We start from the raw sequence: 22259 nt of genomic DNA, 5'->3' as shown, positions 1-22259 counted from the left end.
CAAAAAATGCGTGTAGCATTAAACTGGCTATCTGCGTCGTAACACTTCGAAACGATTCCCCATAGATATCAGCCGAGCGGAGCTTGGCTTCTGGCTCAAATAAATGTACGGGAGTCGCGCATTAACATGCCTGCGACATATAGTCGCAAATACTTTTATCGTAAAATGTCCTCCTCCTGTTGACCCTGTAGCTGCTTCAGGCTTGATACTGACCACTTGAGCAATGCGCGGTTTTGAGATTTTTATGATCGAATAGTTCTACATCATTTCTTAGTCGGGCACTTAAATAAACTTCGAAATTTTATTATTCAATTCATATTACATAGGGCGGCACTATCATGCGAATGCTTGTAGTTGAGGATGAGCTTAAAACTGCCGAATACCTGCATCAGGGTTTGACTGAAAGCGGCTATATAGTAGACCGGGCGGCGAATGGTACGGATGGACTTCACCTTGCGCGTCAACAAACCTACGACTTGGTAATACTTGACGTCGATCTACCACAACTTGATGGCTGGGGTGTGCTGGAGCGACTGCGCCAAAGCAGTAACACCCGGGTCATGATGCTGACTGCTCGCGGGCGCCTAGCGGACAAGATCCGCGGCCTGGACATGGGTGCCGATGACTATCTGGTCAAGCCATTCGAATTTCCGGAACTATTGGCCCGGGTACGAACTTTAATGCGTCGCAGCGAACAGGTTTCCGTCCCTGAGGTCTTGAAAGTCGCCGATCTGGAACTCGACCAGGGCCGCCATAGGGCCTTCCGGGGCGAGCAGCGCATCGACCTGACGACCAAGGAGTTTGCTTTGCTGCACCTTTTGATGCGCCAGTCGGGTGAGGTGCTTTCCCGCACTCAGATCATTTCATTGGTCTGGGACATGAACTTCGACTGCGATACCAATGTGGTCGAGGTTTCAATCCGCCGCCTGAGGGCCAAGATTGATGATCCTTTTGACAAGAAGCTAATCCATACCCTGCGCGGCGTTGGCTATGTACTGGAGGCCCGGGAATGAAGTCGGCAAGCCTGTCGATGCGGCTGGGTTTGGCGGTGAGTATCATGGGCGCATTGTTGGTGTTATTTCTGGCGGTTCTTGCGTTCCTCGCGCTAACGCATGAGTTAGATAAACTGTCAAAAGACAGCCTTAGCGAGAAAATGCGGCAAATCGAGCACAGTCTTTCACTGTATGAAAAACCTATCGACATCAACATTAAACCGCACGTTTTGCTGGATCAGGTGATGGGGCATGACCACCTCAACCTTACCATTTATGACCTGATAAATATGAGGACGCCGCTCTTGAAGTCAGGCTTTGGCTTGACGGACCCCAGGGTGGAGTTGAAGGCGGCAGGGACTGCCACCGACCAGGTTTCGTACTCCCGAAGCACTGATGATCAGGGCCGGCACTTCCTGACTGCGTCCAGATTGATCCGCTTGCCGAACGGTACGAATGTCGCCGTATTGCTGTCACTTGATTGCGCCAACGATGAAGCGCTGCTCAGCACATATCTAAGCTCGACGGTCATGGCCTTGCCGTTGCTGCTGCTACTTATCGGTCTTAGTGCCTGGGCAGTGGTAAAACGGGGGCTCGCGCCGTTGCGGGAGTTTCGTAAGGTGGCCGCCATGATATCTGCTCAAGACCTCAGCCATCGACTCTCGGTGGTCAAGATGCCGCAGGAGCTCAGCGAAATGGCCCATGGCATCAACTTTATGCTGCATCGACTCGACAGCGATGTTCAGCAGTTGTCGCAGTTCTCCGATGACTTGGCCCACGAACTACGATCGCCCATTTCTAACCTGATGGGCAAGGCTCAGGTGACGCTGTCCCGAGAGAGGCCGGCCGAGGAGTACAAAGCGGTGTTGGAGTCTTCCACCGAAGAGCTTGAGCGGGTAACCCGGATTGTCTCGGACATGCTTTTCCTGGCACAGGTCAGTCATCCCGCTGCGCTGGTCCCGTTTGAGACCATTGCGCTGGAGGATGAAGCCTTGAAGATCATCAATCTATTTTCACTGTCGGCGGAAGATAAACAGATCAGCGTGAGTGTTACTGGCAGGGGGTCGACCATTGGTGATCGGTTGATGATTCAGCGGGCAATTTCCAATCTGATGTCCAACGCAATCCGCCATTGCCCAGTAGGCCAAGCCATCACAATCACCATCGAAGTCCATGCCACAGAAGTCTCGCTACTTGTAGCCAACCCAGGCGCAGGTATTGAACCTCAACATCTACCGCACTTATTCGATCGCTTTTATCGAGTTGACACTCATCATTCGCGCGCGGAAGGAAGTACCGGGCTTGGTTTGGCCATTGTAAAATCGATCATGAGTTTGCATCAGGGCGTCGCAGAAGTTAATAGCTCGCCAGGCAAGATCACGACCTTCAAGCTAGGTTTTCCAAACATCCATGGACAAACCAGCTGGTGACACCAACCGTTGAAAAAACAGCCCTATAACATCAGCCGTTCATTCGCGCGTGTTACGACACACACCCATAATCGCGGCGCAGGGCATAGAAACTCTGCGCCAATAACTGCGGTGTGATGTGGTGCAGCAATGCCGTGAACTGCATGCCCTTGTTCCTTAGGGCTGCTTCACCTACACCGTCAAGTCCCATCGACGCGCAGCTGATCCGGCCCATTGTCCGGGGCGCGGGAGGTACGTTGGTGTTTCCCTTGGCTACGTCCCTTTCCTCCACTATCTCCGCAGGGCCAGGCCCTTTGTTCGATGGCTTCTCAGGTACTACCGACGTATCCGACTTCTCAGCGACGTGAACAGCAGGGTTACGGCTTTTGGCCTTTCCTGCTCCGCCCAGTGCTTGCGCACTGGGCGCAGCTGAGATCTCCCAGTTTCTGTGCGGAGGACTTCCCGACGTGCACAGGGTCTCCGACCGCGCGGAATCAGAGCATGACTGGCGTATAACGCCATGCTCCGTGTTGCCTTCTGCTTCGCTTAACAGCATCGGCATCCCGAATTCCTGATTACGCGGCTCAATGGCTGGCCCATCGGTTACCTCTGTCAACGCTTCACCCTGCACCTCACGGTGCAACATGCATGACTCGGGGTCCGGTAGATTCGCCATTTCTTACCAGTATCGAACTTTCATCGACTATCCTCCGCCAGCTTTAACTGACGCTCTAAGCATTGTGGGGATCCCACCTTACGTGATTAGCCGACTGTCATTAACGCGGGTAACTCTGCACTCGCGCGTAGCATAGGCACCCACCAGACCGATCTGACCATTATCAGAAGCTTGAGCATTCCTTCGAGCGTCAAGGATCGCTAGCGAGCAGACAAGGTGTTAGGTCGCAAATCAGATTGCTCATCCAGGACATGTAAAAGCTCCCTATCTCAACTTTGATGATGCATAGTTATAAATGCAAAAAAATGGGCGAAGTAGCTATTAAAAAATAGCTAAGGGGATGTGTCGCCATTTCATCAGGTGTTAGGGAGCGTCATGCAGCAAGAGTGGCTAGAAGAGCCTATCGCTAAAATAAAGGACCCCGAATCTCGAAGAGTTGAAAAGCTCGAGGCCAGACTCAAGGTTCGATCCGCAATCTTTTTTCTGGGGGTGGTGTGTCTGTCCTTGGTAGTTGTGGTGATGTGGGAGGGCTGGAACTCTCGCCAGTATCGTTTGCATGACCAAAAAATCGCGATGTCGAACCTTGCGCAGACCCTGTCATCGCAAGCGCAGGCGTCGATCAAGCAAGCCGACACCGTCTTGTTCAGTCTGGTAGATCGCCTCGAAATCGATGGCATGGGCCACGACCAGTTACCCCGATTACAGCGTTTGCTCATTGCTCAGCGCAACGAGTTGGCTCAGTTGCATGGCCTGTTCATCCATGACGAAAAAGGTGAATGGGTAGCGAGTTCAAGCATGGTCACCCCATCAACCACCAACAACTCCGACCGCGAATATTTTATCTTTCATCGCGAGCATCCTGATCGCAGTCCGCATATCGGCCCTTCGATAAAAAGTCGTACTACGGGCGAGTGGGTCATCCCGGTGTCGCGCAGGATCAATCATCCCGATGGCAGTTTTGCTGGCGTGGTGGTGGCGACTCTCTACCTCGATCATTTTCTTCGGCTGTACAACAGCATTGATATCGGCGGTGACGGCGTTATCAACCTAATATCGGCCGACGCCAAAATCGTCGTTCGCCGCCCCTTCAGCGAAGCTAAAGTCGGCAGCAGCGTTGCCAATGGCCCGCTCTTCACACAACTCCTGCCCAAGGGGAGTTCTGGCACCGCAACCGTTAAATCCTATGTGGATGGTGTGGAACGCGTGGTGGGGTTTCGGCGCGTCGATGAGTATCCGCTCATCATATTTGCAGCGCTCAACAAGGATGAAGTCCTGGCGAGCTGGCGACAGGAGTCGTGGCTAAGCGCGGCAATAGTTTCATTGCTGCTGGGCATTCTGGGCCTGCTTGGCTATCGGCTTATCAGGCTGATGAGGCAGCAGAATCATATTCAAAACGAATTGTTGGGCACTCAAGACAACTTGATCGAGGCCAATCGAACGCTCGAGTTGCTGGCACTGGAGGATGCGCTGACAGGGCTGGCGAATCGGCGTCAGTTCGACCTTTTCATTCAGGCGGAATTGGGGCGTGCCAAGCGCAGCCAAGGGAACCTTGCCTTACTGATGATCGATGTCGATCACTTCAAGCGCTTCAATGATCAATACGGTCATTTGGCCGGGGACGAGTGTTTACGCACCATCGGCGCGATCATAAGAGAGAACATCAAACGCCCCGGGGATCTCGCTGCGCGCTATGGCGGCGAGGAGTTTGCCGTGGTGTTGCCGGGCACTGACTATGTAGGGGCATTTCTGGTTGCAGAGAAAATCCGCCGTGCCGTTCAGCAAGCAGGAATCGAGCATAACAACAGCACAGAAGGCACCGTCACGGTCAGCCTTGGCGTTAGCGCCTGCAATCCTACATCCCAGGAATTACCCGACGACTTGATTGACGCCTCGGATAAGGCACTCTATGTCGCCAAAACCAGCGGAAGAAATATGAGCGTTATCGCTAACTGACTGACCAACAATGAGCAAGTGAGATTAGGAACGGCGATCCCACCGGTGGCAATCGGCGTAATTACGCAAGGTGGGATCGCCAGCCGTTTACGTACAATCACCCTGCACGTATAGATAAAAGGTAGGATGTTAGTTCTAATTACAGTTGGGTTCGTCAGTGAAGGTGCGCGAGACATCGACCGCCCCCAACGCCCCCAAAGTTCGGCGACCAAGCAAGACGGGATAATTCATGTCGCCTCGATCCTTCAGTGAAAACTCTTCCTCATAAATTTTATCACCTATGCACATCGTCATCATGACTACTGGACGACGTTCAGCGCCGCCGGCGCCTCTAACCTTTACATTTCTTTCGACGCGTCGCTCGAAGAGTGCGTTACTCACTTTCTTAGTTTTGGTATCTTTGACTTTAACGTTGAAACGAACCCATTCCTCTCCATTTTTTCGGAATCGTTCCAAGTCTTTCGCATCCATCGAAGAGGTAAGAGCCCCTGTATCTAATTTTACTTTCACGGCAATATTTTCCGGTAAAAGTATTCCTTCTTCAATCCACCCGAATACCTTTTCTGGATTAGCAGGTGTTGAAAAAGCCGGCTGTGCTACAAAAGCCAAAAGCATTGCCAGCCCAGAACAACTTAAAATATTTCTGATCATTTTAATCAACCCTATTGATCGGTATCCGCGATGTAAAAACTTGCGTCCGGTTAAAATAAATGCAACTCAGTTAGTGGACCATACCCTCATGGTCGTCAGCTAGTTTGCTATGAAAGTCCGAACCTTCCATTTGGACAGTCGTATGACTGATCTGAAACTCTTCACTCATAAGTGAAGTTACTTCGGACAAAATATCTTGCTCGCTACGGGAGACGGAGTCAGCGATAAGATGGACGCTCATTACACTTTTTCCACTGGTCAAAGCCCAAACATGCAAGTCGTGCACATTTTTGACGCCATCGATCCCATAAAGCTTCGCCTCCACCTTCTGTATATCGATGCCATCTGGAACTCCTTGAAGCAATATGTTCAAGCTTTCCTTAAGTAATGACCACGTTCTAGGCAGCACCCAGAACCCAATACCGGCAGCGACAAGGGAATCTACCCAGTTCCAACCAGTGAAGCGGATCAACAGGGCTGCGATGATGACGCCAATAGACCCCACCATGTCGCTCCAAACCTCTAAATAGGCACCTTTAACATTGAGGCTTTCACCACTGGCAGCACTTAGCAAACGCATTGAAATGAGGTTGACGATGAGCCCAATCACCGCGATAACCAACATGCCCGTCGACTGAATTTCTGCAGGGGCCTTAAGTCGCAGATACGCTTCATACACGATATATATTGCGACTAAAAATAACAAAACCGCATTGAATGTGGCTGCAAGTATTTCGAATCTTGCGTAACCAAAGGTCCGTTTTTTATCCGCAGAGCGCTTGGCTATATGAATAGCAACCAAGGATATCGCTAAAGCGGCCACATCCGTCAACATGTGAGCCGCGTCGGATAGTAAGGCTAGACTGCCGGTGACAAAGGCCCCGATGACCTCCGCCACCATAAAGCTCGTCGTTAGGGCGAGAGCGATCCACAACATCTTCTCATGGCCTGCGCGCACCTGGCCGTGACTGTGTCCAGATCCCATAATCTTACTCCCCTAATAGTGACTCGAGAAAACCCCACCCATCCTGGTATTACGTTGCTACAGTCGGTTGCAGAATATAAGGACCTGTGACTACCCCAAACCGTTCCCTTAAGCGATATCCCACTTCAGGATTGATAGTGGTTTGAGGTAAATCTCAATCAAAGCGCGAAATCGCAGCCTTAATCGAACATCTCCTGCAAAAACGATTTTTTGCGATACGGCTGTTGCCCCTGATGCCCACCCTGACTTTGATGGCCACTCTGATGACCGCTTTGATGGCCGCTTTGATGGCCGCTTTGATGGCCACCGTCTCTCCAACCGCCACCGTGACTTCCTCGTTGATCTCCATGACCATGACCATTCTCATGTTGGTTGTAACCAGGCTGTTCTGCTGGAGGAGAACTTTGCACAGGTGAAGTTAAGTTCTGTGGAAGAAACCTGACGGCCTCCTGCTGTTGGCTGCGCTCGATGATCTTGTCGAGTTCACCTCGGTCGAGCCAAACACCACGGCATTGAGGACAATAATCAATTTCGATGCTTTGGCGCTCAGTCATTACGAGGGCAGTATCTTTGCAGATCGGACATTGCATGATTTGATTTCCTTGTGTGGACATGTAATTGAAGAAGAGGTCGAAGCTTTCGTATCACCGACGCAATAACCGCAGGCCGTTAAATACGACGAGCAAGCTCGCCCCCATATCGGCGAAAACAGCCATCCACAACGTAGCGTGGCCAGACAATGCAAGCGTCAAAAAAACAACTTTGATGCCCAGCGCCAGTCCGATGTTTTGCTTCAAAACAGTGGCACATCGACGACTCAGGCTAATAAAATCAGCAATCTTGCGCGGGTCGTCATCCATGATGGCTACATCAGCCGTTTCAAGCGCTGTGGCAGTCCCTGCGGCCCCCATTGCAAAACCAATATCGGCTTGTGCCAATGCTGGAGCATCATTTACGCCGTCACCCACCATGCCAACAGAACCAAAACGGCGTTTGAGTTCAGCGACGGCGGCTTGTTTATCCTCCGGCATCAGGTTTCCGCGCGCATCCTGAATGCCGAGCTGCGCGGCAATGGATTTGGCTGTTGCAGGGTTGTCACCCGTGAGCATCACCGGTACGACATTCAACGCTTTCAGAGCAGTTACGGCTGCAATACTTTCAGGTCTTATTGTGTCCGCCACAGCAAAAATCGCCACTGGGCCGCTGGTGGCGCAGAGCACGATTACTGTTTTTCCTGCGTTTTCCAGCAACGACAATCGGGCCTCAAGCGCTGGCGAACATACACCCAGCTCCTCTACCAAGCGATGGTTACCCAAGTGCCATGATTGACCGTCAATAGTGCCTTTGACGCCACGCCCGTTGAGTACACCAAAGTCCTCGACCGGCAGAGTCGAGGCGTCTGGCTGCTGTAGTTTCCATCCGCTGACCAGGGCCTTTGCCACTGGGTGTGTGCTGTGGTCATCGAGACTCGCAGCAATCTTCAAGGCCATCCCGATGGGCAGATCACCAAACGGCTCGGTATCAGTCAGTATTGGTTTGCCTTGGGTCAAGGTGCCGGTCTTATCGAGTGCGACAACCTTCAGAAGTCGACCACTTTCAAGGTATGCGCCGCCTTTAATCAAGATGCCATGTTTAGCAGCCGCAGCCAGACCACTGACGACAGTAATTGGCGTTGAAACCACCAAGGCACAAGGGCAAGCAATGACTAATAAGACCAGCGCCTGATAGAGCCAATTGCCCCAGGTCCCACCGATCAGAACAGGGCCCAATACAGCAACCAAGAGGGCAAGTACCACTACAGCCGGGGTGTAATAGCGTGCAAACTGATCCACAAAGCGCTGAGTAGGTGCTCGTTGCGATTGCGCGTCTTGTATCGCCGACGCGATACGAGCAAGAGTGCTTTCTCCTGCTACGGCCGTCACAGTCGCTTCAACCACACCATCAGTAACGATACTGCCTGCGTAAAGAGGATCACCGACCTGCTTATCAACCGGCAGGCTTTCGCCGGTAATTGGAGCCTGATCAAGGGCCGCACGACCAGACTCGACGCTAGCATCCAAGGGTACTCGTGAACCTGTGCGAACCCGAATACGACTACCGAGTAATACACTTGCCACCGGCTGGTCTTTCCAACCGCCATCAATCATGACTTCAGCGGTTTCTGGCGCTAACGCAGTTAGCGACTTGATCGCGTTACGCGCGCGCTCCAGAGAAAGTGCTTCGATAGCTTCAGCAATAGCAAAGAGAAAAACCACCATCGCAGCTTCAGGCCATTTACCTATGACGAGAGCACCGACGACAGCCAGCGACATCAGAAAATAGATGTTCAGCGTGAAGTTCTTGATCGCAATCCAACCCTTTTTGAGGGTAGGCAGGCCAGCGCTAAGAATGGAAAGAGCGGCAAGCACCATCACCGGCCAAGAGCCTTCCTGCCCAGTTGTCCACGCGATGACCTCAGCGGCGATAGCAGCCAGGCCGCTAATGGCCAGTAATCCTTTCAATTTTGCGCTCAGGGCAGGGGGAACCGCCGATGGCGCGGCACCGGCCTCAAGCAAGCTCGGCCCCATGTCCAACGCGACTAATGCGGTGACGATTGACTGCGGATCATCCAAGCGGTGATGCACGGTCAACTCACGATTCAAGAGATTGAAGTCGAGTCGGACAATTCCGGACATGGGTTCCAGCCGGTTACGGATCAGGCGCTCCTCTGTGGGGCAATCCATTTTGTCGATGCGGTATCGAACCCTGTTGGTCCCTTCCGGAGCGGGACTACTCTTGATAATCGCAACACCTTCGGTAGCTTGCGTGCCATGAGGACAACACGCATCGGCATGATCGTGGGCATGCTCATGCTTGTGGTCGTGGTCGTGGTCGTGACCATGTTCTTTATGATGTCTAGGTTCAGCAGCATCAACAGACCCATGCCGATGGTCAGATCCGCAACACTCTTCTTTCTTCTGTACGTGAAGACGGAGGACCGGCTTGAGCTTGTTTTCCTGGTTCATGGTGTTTCTACCGCAGAGGATAATTCCACCATTCAACAGCCTGTACCTACTACAGGGTCAAGCACGGAATGAAGTCTGCCGTTTCTTGTCGTGGCATGGTATGCCCCACACAGTGATTTCTATCAATCGATTGAGCGGTTGATATCCCCCTCTGCGATTCACTACGACCAAGCCATCCCATTGGAATTGTGGGACTGCTAGTGAACATCGCCTAGCCTGGTTGCTCAAGGATGGTTAATCCCGCACACAACATGACCACGATCTTGGGCAAGGGCAAACCTACGTGCTGCCTACATGCATGTACTGTTCGACACGGTTGCTGTCCAGCGCTATGTCTTCGTAAACACCGGAAAAATATAGGGATGGCTGAGACGGACGAAACTTACACCGCGGAACGTCGATGACATTGCGCACCAGTGAATCTTCAGTACAGGCTCTGCGCGACGTCCAGGTCTGTTCGTACCCTTCGACCGGGTCCCATCAACACATAAACGGTGTTTTTAGTCTCGAACAGGCAATCATGGGTGAAGGAAACACCCAATGAGGTTCTTACCCAATGACCGCGAGGGAAACGTCCTTTGCTATCGTGGATAACACATAAAGCGTTGACTAAAGTAGGAGTGACTCCTCTTCTAGCAACGGCCTTTAACTGACGGGGGGAGACCGCTATATCAACCACTGTCCAGTCAGCGACCAGGCAATAGGCGCGTCCAGGAAAGTAAAGTCCGACCAGAGCCAAGGCGTCTGAATGAGCTAGCTCACATCCAGGTAGTTTTTCGCCACCGGAAAGCAGTTCGGCTAGGCCCTCAAGATTCATTCGTCCCTCCGACCCTCTTCAACAATCGAGTCGAATAATCAATCACACCAGTCAGCATAGCTGCCCGTAAAGCGCCTGATCTTAACGCCGATGAACAGCGCGCAAAACTTGACTCCTATCCTCACAAGCTGATGCTTGCCCCGTCGCTATGGTCTGATTCACCCCGCGATACCTCTGATCGCGGGCTCACGTTCTCAAGACCTACAGCTCTACGTATCCCTCACCTCACTGAACACCACAATTTCGATCGGTGGTGTCGCCACCTGGAGTGGCTTGCGCCAGTAACTGACGTCATGCCATCGCCCTGCTTGAATCCCAATTCGGGATAGGTGCCAATGGAAGTGAAGCCGGGGCGTCATGAATACCGATGTCTGCGGCATTGAGGGGGGCGATATCGGCGTACGCGGCATAGAACCCTTGTCTGCTGAAGCCGCTGATAGAGTGCACGTCCAATCCCACGTCGCTGTGCCGCTGGGTCAGTATAAATAGTGACATCCACCGCCTAGCAATAAGCCTCAGCGTTCATTGGATCAAGAGCATTGTGTGCCATTCCATAAAATATCTACTAGAGCTTTGAATTGGAAGCAATCATCTCCATGTATGCATTTCCACCCATGGGAATATCATAACCTGGTGGCCCTTCCCATTGCCGCGAGACGCCGGCATTTCTAAGCATCATTTCACCATCAATAACTTCCTTAACCATATTGTCCAAATCCCACTCAAAGTGATTTATGAGAGCCTGGCAGGCCATATGAGGCACTGTCGTCAACAATTTGAAGGTGGAACTGTTTGGTGGCAACTTAAGCCTCGCAATTTCCGAAATCATCCATATCATTCTCCGTAACCGAAAATGCCAAAGAGATTCTAGATGAAGCTCAAGTTGTTCTGACACCAACGGAAACGACTTACGAGTCGCACGTTCCCTACTTACTTTTCGCGGTAAAAGTGCAAGCATGTTACTAATATTTACTCGAACCTGTTTTTGTGTGATTCGGTACAGGCTTTCTACGCCTTCCTTAAGGATGTTTGCGTATTTTTCATCATCATCGCTCACCACCGACTCGACACTATTCTTCTGCTTTACGTCCCTTGTAATTTCACTCAATAACCAGTCTCTATCATTCTCGTTGAGCCAACGTGTTACTTGATAAGCATTGACCCAAAGATAATCCATACCGATACCTGGCTTGACTTCTAGTAGTATTGAGATTTTTTCTCGATAAGCCTTTTTTTTACTTACTGGCAAAGCTCTCTCTTTAAGTCGGGCGGTCGGGTTTACCGAACTAGTAAGTAGAGACTCTTCAGCCAAACATTTCTCAAATTTTTCCGCACTCCCAAAAAGATGGAGAGATATTAGAAGGTGCCGTGCCAACGGCATGTCGATTTGACCTCTTGTTGTTGATAGTCTAATCCATTGACGTCGGATGCCAGCTGCGTATGCTAGGTCAATTTTCGAAATAGTTTCATCGCCGAACTTATCACGAATACTGCTAAATAATTTAGCAGTGCCAATCAGATTTCCATGAACAAACCCACGCTTCTTTGCTTGACGCCGATAACAGGCAGCCAAAATCTTATAATCCACCGATGGCAGATTGCGTTGCAGAATATCATTTACAAAAACCGCATACTCTCGTTCTTCAGATGAGGCTAGTAAACGGTTCGCAGGTTTAATAGCGCTCCACCCACAAACACAATCTTCGGTTAAACTAGGTAATAACTTGTTTCTACGAAAGAAAGGGTGAGAACAATTCGGGCAAGATTGAAGAAGTTCCTCGCCGTGCCGCCAGCAGGCCGTAACGCCCGGTACATGATGAGCTCGGTGCCAATATGCGTAACCTGACTCTATGAGGTCGGCCTGCACACAGGCTAAACAAATCTTGGCTCTGCTATTTTTAGTGCCCTCCCACCTAGGCACTCGAGCAACATCTGACAAAACTCTGTCCAGTTCGTTAGATGGGTCTTTTGATACCCCTATAAAAGGCTTGTATGCAGGAAACGTAGTATTAATTGCAAGCAATTCAGCCAAGTTGTTTTCTTTAACTCCCGGTAATCGAGACGCAAGGTTTTCTAATTGCTTGGGTATAATCGAAAGTTGAAATGGTGCAACGCCAAAAAGATCACGAAAAGTTTCTGCCTCGGTTTTGTTTCCGGACAAAAAATGGTACCTCGTGATACGAGACAACAGTGTCTCGTCTGGCATCGATATTGGAAAAAAAAGAATGCTGGACATGAGTAGCCGACTTTCTAGCGTGGGTTCTGGTAGGACGCAAATCCTGTGGAGGCAGTACTTTTATCACATATCACCCTGTACCCAGGCAAGGATTTTTATGAACGCAACACAGTAGCGAACAGCCACCAACCACTACTTTAAAAAATCAGCCGTTTTTTATTCGGTGTCACAATATAATACCGAACACATATAAATACCCTTCGTGTATTGCTTCGCCAAAAACTCACACAGCGAATCTACGCGCTGCTCATTGACGGGGCTTCTGGCGACGGCGTTACAGAGCAATATCCATACGAGAATCAGAATGCAGCCCCCCTGTGCGCGGGTTTCTGATACACGCTGTTCGATATATCGATGATTGAGTAATTGGTTTGCCGTCCAGTTTTAGCTTACGCTCGGCCCAGCTCAAACGCCTCCTATGGAATGCATCCAGGGTTTCGCATTCGGCTACCAGTGCAGCCGCACAGTGCGGCAGCTTGTTGAGCTGCTTTTCAAACCTAGATAATGCATGAAGCTCTCTGCCTATTTTTGTCCGTGAGATAAAGACAGGTTTACCTGGAAGCGTTCGTAACATTTCAGCGCATTGAACAACTTCGTTGGCAAGGTTAAGGTCGAGATCTTTGAATCTTTCTGTCTGCTGACCGCACGGTCTGTGGGCTTTACCTGGCTCTTGTGTACGCTCGGACAGCCATTGCCGATCGTTTCGATGAAGCCACAGATAATCTCGACACTCATGAGCTAGGCGAGCCCTGTAATCACCCTCAAATCGATTCCTCCTATCACCCAGGTTTTTCGAAAGCCTGGCCTCTTTCCATCGGCCAGGACCATCCGAAATCGCGCGTATCATTCGGTAAACGCACGTAACCGAGTTCCCCGTTTCTGACGCTATGGTCTTCGCCTCAGCCCCCGAGAGCGCCCGCGTCCAGATCGCTTCAGATGCTTCACTCATATGTTCATTGGCGGTTGACCGATGGGTTTGAGGTCCGTTGGCCGCGCGTTTACTAGGAGTTTCGGTATTGCCTGTTCGGTTAGGCGAACCGGTAATAGGCCAGTTCTGCCGCAGTATCCTTTCCATGTCGACCTTCAGCGCGCAGGCCAGCAGGATGAATTTCAGCGGATGATGGGTGCCCCTCGGCTTACGCAAAAGCTTCACAACCCAGGCCGCCGGTATATCCGCAGACGATTTGCTCAGTATCGAGTACTCCCCTGAGGAGGGGAGAGCCTCAAAGAACGCAGACATGTGCCGCGCCAATCTGCCTAAATGCAGCCGACCGGAGCCGGAAGCCAGCTCCAAGGCGATAGCCTTATCCAGAAGCACTGAGCGAATCGCATCTGGACATAGTGGAGAAACATCTGTCTGAAGCACCTGCATCGAACGCTGCGCTATTTCGCGCAGTGCACTTTGTAGATTTTGAGGGATGTCTAACGAAATGGAGTGAGACTGAACGCCTTCGTCGTCCGGTAAGTGCATACGTCGAGAGTTTCGGCTCAACCAGCGGTAATCAAGGAACCTCAGCAGGGTTCCATGGTGGGGACAGATCAAAACGCCTGGAAGCTGATGCACACGGTGCCAGTACGCAACTCCCACACAGGCCATGTCCTGGTCGATACAGTCGAAGCAAAATCGCACTCTCGAAGCGAACTCGAGTCGACTCGCAATCAACCCCAACCTTAGCATCAACCCCTCGCCGTTTCCCGCCATCAAGGTATTGGCGTCGTCCACCTGTTGCTGGGTCAAAAAAGGTTCGTAGTAGGGCAGCAGCGTATGGCGCTTTATCACTTCCGCTAGCGATAGGCCCGTGCCACTCGGCAGCGCCTCGGCAAGCTCAGCTAGTCGACATGGAAAAGCCACGTTCTGCGAGAAGAAGTTTGCGGACTGCGCTCCATCGAAAACTGCTCCGCAGCTACGTAGGCCACAGAGCCGGGCATATCTTGAAAGGACGCTGTGAAGCGTCTCATCGGGAAACACGGCCGGAAAGAAATGGAATTTGAGCCCCATTTCGTCACCTTTTAATCACCCCTTCCGATACAACGGAGAGAACTCAAATAGATCGCTGTTTATCCAACCGGCGCTCTTCAACGCCTCAATGGAGTCTTCACTTTCACTTAGCGCCTGTGCCTCTGACGTCTCAACCGCCACCGCCGCAGGCGGCTGCGATTTGACTGCGTTAACGGGCGCCGCATTCGGCTTTGGGGCACTATTGTCGCTGCGACTGATGACACTGCGCAGCAATGCCAGTCGCTCCGGCCGAGCCAAACCATCGAACGCCATCATGTCGCTTAGTTGGTCTTCAATCGGAAGCAAATCGTCGAACTGCCGCATCCGTTTAGGATCTCGGCTTCGCAGGGCGGACAAAGCTGGCTTCAATATCTGCATCTTGGTGTTGCTCACCAACGCGATTGTCTCGGCGGTAACGCATTCCGAACCACTCTGGATCGCATACCTCTGACTGAGCACCAAAAGCTTCACCAAAAAGTCGGTGACGCCTTGTGTATGCTCATACAGCGCATCAAACACTTCTTCGGTCAGCTCGACCGGCTGCTGGTACCACTGATAGCTCCAGAGGTTTTCAACGAGCATTCGCCATTCGTCATCGTCCTTGTCAAAGCGTTTAAATTCTAGAACCCCGACGCCGCAGCAACGTCGTGCGTTACGCATGACGTCCGAAAATAGGCTGATCATGGAATTTGTCCCGATGAACACCACGGGAATGCCGATGTTGTTCACTAGATGGAGGAAGAAATTCAGCATGTTGTCCTTGCCCCCAGTTTTCGCCAGGTGCAGGTTCTGAAGTTCGTCGATCAGCAGAGCTCCGATGAAAAATGTACTCGCAACCTGCTCCATTTGTTGCAACGAGTCATTGATGTTCCGAGCCCGATACCGCTTGTAGTAATCCTCATCACCTAACGCTCGCCCAACCGCATAGAAGAATTGCTGACAGAAGCCTGCCAGCGACCCATCTCGGGGGCAGTCAAGCTTGAGCCAGGTGATCTGGGTATGAACGAACTGCTTTCCTTCATAACGCTCATGTCGGATCGTTTGAGGGTAGAGACTCAAAATGGCTTCGAGGGCGGTGGACTTCCCAATGCCACTAAGGCCAACCAGACTGAACGTTTCGGCAGTGGACTTGAATCCATCGTGGTAGCGCTGTGCCCCCGAAAGCGAGTGTAGATGTCTGACAGTGTCTGGAGAAGTCGGGTTGCGTCCGACGTACCCTCGTCGGATCAGCAAGGAGAATACGGACTCCAGATCCATGTGGACCATCAGAGGCTGAACCACCGTCCTCAACCGGTCGATACAGTGGATCCGAGTCGAACGGTCAAGGGTGAGCTCCTCTGGATCAACAGGACGGGGAAAATTCGAAATCAGTTGGACTGCTACCTCTTCTGAGAAGATAGGTGGCAGCGCTTCGATGAGCGGATTGCCCGCGTAATCCGCGATCGCCTGCTTGGTGTAGCTTGCGAAAACTTGGGCGCCTTTCATTAGTTTTGTCCTGGGCGGAGTCGTTTGAGCATATCGATGACCTGAGCGCTGCGAGGGCCGGCAAAGTTCTCGGAGCGCTCTGGGGCGGTCTCTGCCTTCTGCGTAGGTGGGTCAATCCTCACACCCTCTGGCACATAGGCGGTCTCCCGTTCCTTGAGGCGTTCAACAGCGCGGTTCTCACGAATGTTTCCAATCATCTCGGCCTTGGTCGCAGGGGCAGGCTCTTCCTTTCGCTCAGCCATCGCACCACTGACGATTTGATTAACCTCCTCTAGAAGCGAAATCCGACTCTCCAACTCAGCGCGTTTATGAGCTGGTGGAGCCTGGCGGTAAGCTTCGAGCAGGTCGAAAATTTCATCGGATCGATAATCAGCATACTTGCTGTCAGACTTACGCAAATCGCAACGGATGAACTGTTTGTTGTCTCCCCGGATCCAAATATGTGCTGAGGAATTTGGGTCATACCAACACTCTATAGACCAAACCCCACGGCTACGGGCTTTCGCAAACCAGTTGTTCTCGATCGCTGCATCACAGACATAGTGCATCCCTCGGAATAACACACCACCCTTTTGCACCGTTGCTTGCTCGCGCGGAAGCAAATGGAGATAGACCAGTTCGTCGGGATGATTATTTGGTTCGACGTGGCCATTTTCCATCGCCCAAGTCCAAATACCTACCGGCGTCGGATCGACACCGTCGCTCATCATCTCTTGAGTGAGCCTGTCGGGCTGCCGGTTGAAGCGGTTATAGTGAAGGACGCACTGGATGATGATCTTAGTGAACTCTTTCATGCTCAGCGTCGCGTCGAGTCGGTAATCTCGCTCGCCACGCTCCTTCTCCCTGGCCGCTACGCCACCTGGAAGCCACCTGATGCCCGTCAGATCGTTCAGGATACCGAACCGGCTCTCCACCATCGACTTCCAGTCCGGCCGGTAAGGCGGAGCGATTCCCAGCTCGATATTCAAACCAGTGGCAAGACCTTCAGCTGCTTTCCCCAACATCTCGCCTCGATCGGCGTAGATGTGATGTGGGAGGTGATGACAGGCCCATTCCTCGGGATCGATTGTGACCCCGTTGGTAGCGCAGAACTGAACCTTCGAAGTGAAAGCGTTGAACAGCGCTTGCCTGGCTCCGTTCCAGCTCGGCCCCTCCAACCCGATGTAGAGACCGACGATCATGCCGGAAAAGCTATCGATGACGACGTACACCACCGGCCGTCCAATGAGCATCCGTCTGGAGTAGCCGTTCACGAGATAAATGTCAGCAATGGTGGCATCGATCTCAAACTGATGGCAGGGACCGCGAAGCCAGTCACGCACGGTTCCAGACAGGGGGCGGCAATCTTTTAGCCACTTTCGCATACCCTTACGACCGCGTTCAGTTTCAACTTCGTCGAAATATTGCTTTCCCCAATAATCAAACTGCCTGAAGGAAGGAATTTCCGAATCGGGTAGGAGGCGACCACCCGATTCTGGATTTTTCGACAGGTCTTTCGCTGTGTAGAACCTCCTGAGCATCTCGACATAGGCGCTGGTTATCGTAGAAGTCTTATCCCCGACGAATAACGAGTAACCGACACGGATACAGCGCTTATCCACGGCATCAATTAGCTTGGTCGGCGAAACAGCGATGCCTTGGTATCGTGGTTTCCTGCCCGGTGGTTTTGCGGGATCATACTTGCGCACAGGAACTCCGACGCCCGCGTAGTTTTTCAAGAGCGCATTTCGAACCTGGCCATTGATCCAGTAACGGTACAGAAGTCGATAGATACTCTTGCGCTGCATGCCAAGCTCAACAGCTCTAGCTCCCACCATTCGCCCCATCTCACCGGGAGCAAATATCTGACCTGGGTAATCTGAGTCGATCAGGGGCGCGATGATGTTCCACTTTTCATCCCTTTCCCGCTTCTTTTTCTCATCCAGCTCATCCTCTAGCACTAAGAGAAACTCAGGCGTAACAATCTTGGCTGGCTTCGTATCGCCTGATATGACGGAGCCGCGAAGCTCTTCCAATCCCAAACCAATCGGTTGGCGGGGCGGGTCCGTTAATTGAATCAAAACCACCGCATCGTATCGCTCATTAAGATACAAGACCCTAACAATGCCCGGCACGACGGAAAATTCAGTGACCGGTTCGAAAAAATCATTGACTTGGACTTTCATGATAAGCCCTCCGCCACCAGTGAAATTTTTATGGGGTTTTCGATGATTTCAAAGGTTGGTAGTGGTGCAGTCATTTGAATGGGAGTATCAACCAAATCTACCTTGATCGACTTGGCCCATATCAGGTGATGATATAAAGCCCGAGAATCTTGATAGGAAATAAATAAACGTGCGGAAATCTTTCGCAGACTTTCAGCAGTACTCCATGGGTACGGACGGCAGCTAGCTAAATGCTCCAGAAAATCTGAATGTAATGAGGGCTCTGCCAAGGCGCGCGGCAGCTGAGCAAACTTCCTGAGCAATCCTAAATTCTTGATCAAATCGGGACTGAACATTTCTTCAGTGACAATGGCCCAATCAACGTGTTGACCCGTCCAGAAACGCTTTTCGACCTCAAGTTTTTCCAGCGTTCTCCTGGCTTGTTTGCCTTCAAGGTCGCTGCGGTATTTGATTGTGCGGGCTACGGATTTAAAGCTGCCATCGGACTTTTTGATTGTTAATAAAAAATCCGTGGTCATAACGTAAGGAAGTACTGTCTTCGGATACCTGGGGTATCTCACTCCGATAGAGCTAGCGATTGCTTGAGCACTTTCACGCGGCAACAATGGATACTGCTCGCGTATATCCACAACATCTTCCGAAAATTCACATACCAAAAAATAGGCGCGTTCTAGGTCAGAAAAGAGGTGATGGAGGCGATCGATCTTCACACCTTGGATCTTGTGGGAGCGTCCTCTCGAAGGCACATCTTGAACGCGCAGCCACGGCAGATAACTGGCACCAGCTCCGCTACCGAATCCATTCGTAATGTGCCGCTGAATGTCTAACTCTGACGAAAACCTACGACCGCGCAATGCTACCTCCTTCGTCCGCCGGGACCGCCTCTTCCTCGCCCTGAAAAAATAGTTATAGGAAAAAATCGTTCACCATTTGCCGATGGCATAGCGCTTTTTTAGCCTACTCCCGGAGCGAAACGAAGCGAAGAATCTAGACCGATGGCTTAGCCCAAAAATGGAAACCCCCGTAAATACGGGGGTTTAGGCTTTGTGTCAATCTATGTTGTGTCGTGTCAACCTTTATTGTTTTGTGTCAATCTTTATTGTTAGAAGCCACCCCTTGTTTCATCTGTGGATAACTTTATTCCACCGTCACCGACTTCGCCAGGTTACGCGGCTGGTCAACGTCCGTGCCTTTCAGCACCGCGACGTAGTACGACAGCAACTGCAGCGGAATGGTGTAGAGGATCGGCGACAGGATGTCGTGGATGTGCGGCATGTGCACAACATGGGTGCCTTCGCCGTTGGTCATGCCGGCCTGCTCGTCGGCGAAGACGATCAGTTGGCCGCCACGGGCGCGGACTTCCTGGAGGTTGGACTTCAACTTCTCCAGCAGTTCGTTGTTCGGCGCCACGGTCACCACGGGCATGTCGTTATCCACAAGCGCCAACGGGCCATGCTTCAGCTCGCCGGCCGGATAGGCCTCGGCGTGGATGTAGGAGATCTCCTTGAGTTTCAAGGCCCCTTCCATCGCCACCGGGAATTGCGCGCCACGTCCAAGGAACAGCGTGTGATGCTTCTCGGCGAACAGCTCGGCGATTTTTTCCACGGTGCTGTTCATCGCCAGAGCTTCGCCAAGACGCGTTGGCAAGCGACGCAGTTCTTCGACCAGGGTGGCTTCGACGCCTTTGGCCAATGTGCCGCGAACCTGGCCCAGGGAAAGGGTCAATAACAGCAGGCCGACCAGCTGAGTGGTAAACGCTTTGGTCGATGCCACGCCGATTTCACGACCGGCATGCGTCAGCAGAGTCAGGTCGGATTCACGCACCAGCGAGCTGATGCCGACGTTGCAGATAGCCAGGCTGGCGAGGAAACCCAGTTCCTTGGCGTTGCGCAGCGCAGCCAGCGTGTCGGCGGTTTCGCCGGACTGGGAAATGGTCACGAACAGGGTGTCGGGCTGCACCACCACTTTGCGGTAGCGGAATTCGCTGGCGACTTCGACCTGGCAAGGAATGCCGGCCAGTTCTTCGAGCCAGTAACGGGCAACCATGCCGGCGTGGTAGCTGGTGCCGCAAGCGACGATCTGTACGTTACGTACTTTGGCGAACAGCTCGGCAGCCTGTGGACCGAACGCCTGTACCAGCACACCGTTCGGGCTCAGACGACCTTCGAGGGTGCGCTGCACAACGGCCGGTTGCTCGTGGATTTCCTTGAGCATGAAGTGGCGGAATTCGCCCTTGTCGGCCGCTTCGGCGCCGTCACGGTACTGCACCGTTTCACGTACGACTTCTTTGCCACTGACGTCCCAGATCTGCACGCTATCGCGACGAATTTCGGCGATATCGCCTTCTTCCAGGTACATGAAGCGGTCAGTGACCTGACGCAGGGCCAACTGGTCGGAAGCGAGGAAGTTTTCCCCCAGACCCAGACCGATCACCAACGGGCTGCCACTGCGGGCAGCGACCAGGCGATCCGGTTGATCAGCGCTGATCACGGCCAGACCGTAAGCACCGTGCAGCTCTTTGACGGTGGCCTTGAGCGCCACGGTCAGATCCTGCAGATCCTTGAGTTTGTGATTCAACAGGTGGGCGATGACTTCGGTGTCAGTGTCCGAGGTGAACACGTAACCCAGCGCCTTGAGTTGTTCGCGCAGGGCTTCGTGGTTCTCGATGATGCCATTGTGCACCACCGCCAGGTCACCGGAGAAATGCGGGTGAGCATTACGCTCGCACGGCGCACCGTGTGTCGCCCAACGAGTGTGGGCGATACCGAGGCGACCGACCAGCGGCTCCGCTTCGAGTGCCAGTTCCAGCTCGCTGACTTTGCCTGGGCGACGCATGCGCTCGATCTTGGCATCATTGGTGAAAACCGCCACACCGGCGCTGTCATAGCCACGGTATTCCAGGCGTTTGAGGCCTTCGAGCAGGATGGCGGTGATATTACGTTCTGCGACTGCGCCGACAATTCCACACATGCTATTTCTCCTGACTGACAGCCGCGCAAATCAAATTGATGCCGCGGGCCTGAATCTGATCACGTGCTTCTTGCGGCAGGCGATCATCGGTAATTAGGGTATGGACACTGCTCCAGGGCAGTTCCAGGTTGGGAATCTTGCGGCCGATCTTGTCGGCCTCGACCATCACAATCACTTCGCGGGCGACATCGGCCATTACGCGGCTCAGTCCCAGCAATTCATTGAAGGTAGTAGTACCGCGCACCAGATCGATGCCATCGGCACCGATGAACAATTGGTCGAAATCGTACGAGCGTAGAACCTGCTCGGCGACCTGCCCCTGAAAGGATTCGGAATGCGGATCCCAGGTGCCGCCCGTCATCAACAACACCGGTTCGTGTTCGAGTTCGCTCAGGGCGTTGGCGACGTGCAGGGAATTGGTCATCACCACCAGGCCTGGTTGTTGACCCAGTTCGGGGATCATCGCAGCGGTGGTGCTGCCGCTGTCGATGATGATCCGTGCATGCTCGCGAATTCGCGTGACAGCAGCGCGGGCGATGGCCTGCTTGTATTTGGATACCGGCTGACCGATATCGGCCACCAACTCCTGGGGCATGGTGACGGCACCGCCGTAACGGCGTAGCAACAAGCCATGACTTTCGAGTGCAGCCAGATCCTTGCGAATCGTAACTTCCGAGGTTTCGAAGCGCTTGGCCAACTCATCCACACTGACTTCCCCCTGCTCATTGAGCAAGGCGAGGATATTGTGGCGGCGTTGTGGAGTATTGCGTTTCGACATGACTTGGTAAGTTTCGATTCGAAAGATAACGGAAGCAATCAAAACCTATCAGCGAAACTTCGTCAAGCGGGAGGCGATAAAAAAGATCTGTGGATAAAGCATTGTAGGAGCCGGCTTGCTGGCGATCCGGGAAGACTC

Annotated in this window: 15 protein-coding genes; 3 read left to right on the top strand and 12 right to left on the bottom strand. The window is 52.4% G+C overall.

The features are described from left to right. The first annotated feature begins 338 nt into the window (after positions 1-338). The 3 genes from PMI01S_RS00915 (at position 339) to PMI01S_RS00900 (ending at position 5030) form a co-directional block, all read left to right on the top strand. Positions 339-1013: a heavy metal response regulator transcription factor gene (locus tag PMI01S_RS00915; protein WP_084317607.1), complete on the top strand. Its 675-nt coding sequence runs from the start codon at positions 339-341 to the stop codon at positions 1011-1013. Continuing rightward, the gene (locus PMI01S_RS00910) at positions 1010-2422 is read left to right on the top strand and encodes a heavy metal sensor histidine kinase (RefSeq protein ID WP_084317606.1); all 1413 of its coding nucleotides are present in this window, start codon (positions 1010-1012) and stop codon (positions 2420-2422) included. The genes PMI01S_RS00915 and PMI01S_RS00910 overlap by 4 nt, the downstream gene beginning before the upstream one ends. 1030 nt (positions 2423-3452) lie before the next feature. Next, positions 3453-5030, top strand: coding sequence for a sensor domain-containing diguanylate cyclase (locus PMI01S_RS00900; RefSeq protein ID WP_084317605.1), 1578 nt, complete (start codon positions 3453-3455; stop codon positions 5028-5030). Between the two features lie 135 nt (positions 5031-5165). Here the strand turns inward: PMI01S_RS00900 and rloA3 are convergent, their stop codons facing one another. The 12 genes from rloA3 to PMI01S_RS00840 all read right to left on the bottom strand — a co-directional run bounded on the left by rloA3 (position 5166) and on the right by PMI01S_RS00840 (position 22121). Continuing rightward, entirely contained in the window at positions 5166-5681 is a 516-nt protein-coding gene (gene rloA3 / locus PMI01S_RS00895; RefSeq protein WP_167362945.1) for a retropepsin-like aspartic peptidase RloA3, read from the bottom strand. Positions 5682-5751: 70 nt separating this feature from the next. Then, positions 5752-6666, bottom strand: a complete 915-nt coding sequence (locus PMI01S_RS00890) for a cation diffusion facilitator family transporter (protein ID WP_084317604.1) — start codon at positions 6664-6666, stop codon at positions 5752-5754. Positions 6667-6845: 179 nt separating this feature from the next. Continuing rightward, a complete protein-coding gene (locus PMI01S_RS00885; protein ID WP_084317603.1) occupies positions 6846-7256 on the bottom strand; it encodes a TFIIB-type zinc ribbon-containing protein in 411 nt (136 codons plus the stop codon). A 54-nt stretch (positions 7257-7310) separates the two neighbouring features. Further along, a complete protein-coding gene (locus PMI01S_RS00880; RefSeq protein WP_084317602.1) occupies positions 7311-9671 on the bottom strand; it encodes a heavy metal translocating P-type ATPase in 2361 nt (786 codons plus the stop codon). Positions 9672-10095: 424 nt separating this feature from the next. Continuing rightward, complete coding sequence (locus tag PMI01S_RS32285) at positions 10096-10488, bottom strand: DUF6957 family protein (RefSeq protein ID WP_371850907.1); 393 nt, start codon at positions 10486-10488, stop codon at positions 10096-10098. 565 nt (positions 10489-11053) lie between these two features. Continuing rightward, on the bottom strand, positions 11054-12724 hold the full coding sequence (locus tag PMI01S_RS00870; RefSeq protein ID WP_084317601.1) for a TnsD family Tn7-like transposition protein: 1671 nt from the start codon (positions 12722-12724) through the stop codon (positions 11054-11056). Between the two features lie 274 nt (positions 12725-12998). Next, positions 12999-14723 (bottom strand): TnsD family Tn7-like transposition protein, encoded by a 1725-nt coding sequence (locus PMI01S_RS00865; RefSeq protein ID WP_084317600.1) that lies wholly within the window; start codon positions 14721-14723, stop codon positions 12999-13001. Between the two features lie 15 nt (positions 14724-14738). After that, positions 14739-16208 (bottom strand): ATP-binding protein, encoded by a 1470-nt coding sequence (locus PMI01S_RS00860; protein ID WP_084317599.1) that lies wholly within the window; start codon positions 16206-16208, stop codon positions 14739-14741. Further along, positions 16208-18373 carry a TnsB C-terminal domain-containing protein gene (locus tag PMI01S_RS00855; protein WP_084317598.1) on the bottom strand — a complete coding sequence of 722 codons (2166 nt, stop codon included), beginning with the start codon at positions 18371-18373 and terminating at the stop codon, positions 16208-16210. The genes PMI01S_RS00860 and PMI01S_RS00855 overlap by 1 nt, the downstream gene beginning before the upstream one ends. After that, positions 18370-19227 (bottom strand): TnsA endonuclease N-terminal domain-containing protein, encoded by an 858-nt coding sequence (locus tag PMI01S_RS00850; protein WP_084317597.1) that lies wholly within the window; start codon positions 19225-19227, stop codon positions 18370-18372. Before PMI01S_RS00850 ends, PMI01S_RS00855 begins: the two co-directional genes overlap by 4 nt. Before the next feature lie 283 nt (positions 19228-19510). After that, complete coding sequence (gene glmS, locus PMI01S_RS00845; protein WP_084317596.1) at positions 19511-21343, bottom strand: glutamine--fructose-6-phosphate transaminase (isomerizing); 1833 nt, start codon at positions 21341-21343, stop codon at positions 19511-19513. A gap of 1 nt (position 21344) precedes the next feature. Next, positions 21345-22121 (bottom strand): DeoR/GlpR family DNA-binding transcription regulator, encoded by a 777-nt coding sequence (locus PMI01S_RS00840; RefSeq protein WP_084317595.1) that lies wholly within the window; start codon positions 22119-22121, stop codon positions 21345-21347. Between the last annotated feature and the right edge of the window lie 138 nt (positions 22122-22259).

It is taken from the genome of Pseudomonas migulae NBRC 103157 (assembly GCF_002091715.1).
Lineage (GTDB): Bacteria > Pseudomonadota > Gammaproteobacteria > Pseudomonadales > Pseudomonadaceae > Aquipseudomonas > Aquipseudomonas migulae_A.
Note: the sequence above shows the minus strand (reverse complement) of the source record. Positions and strands in the feature narration are given on the sequence as shown.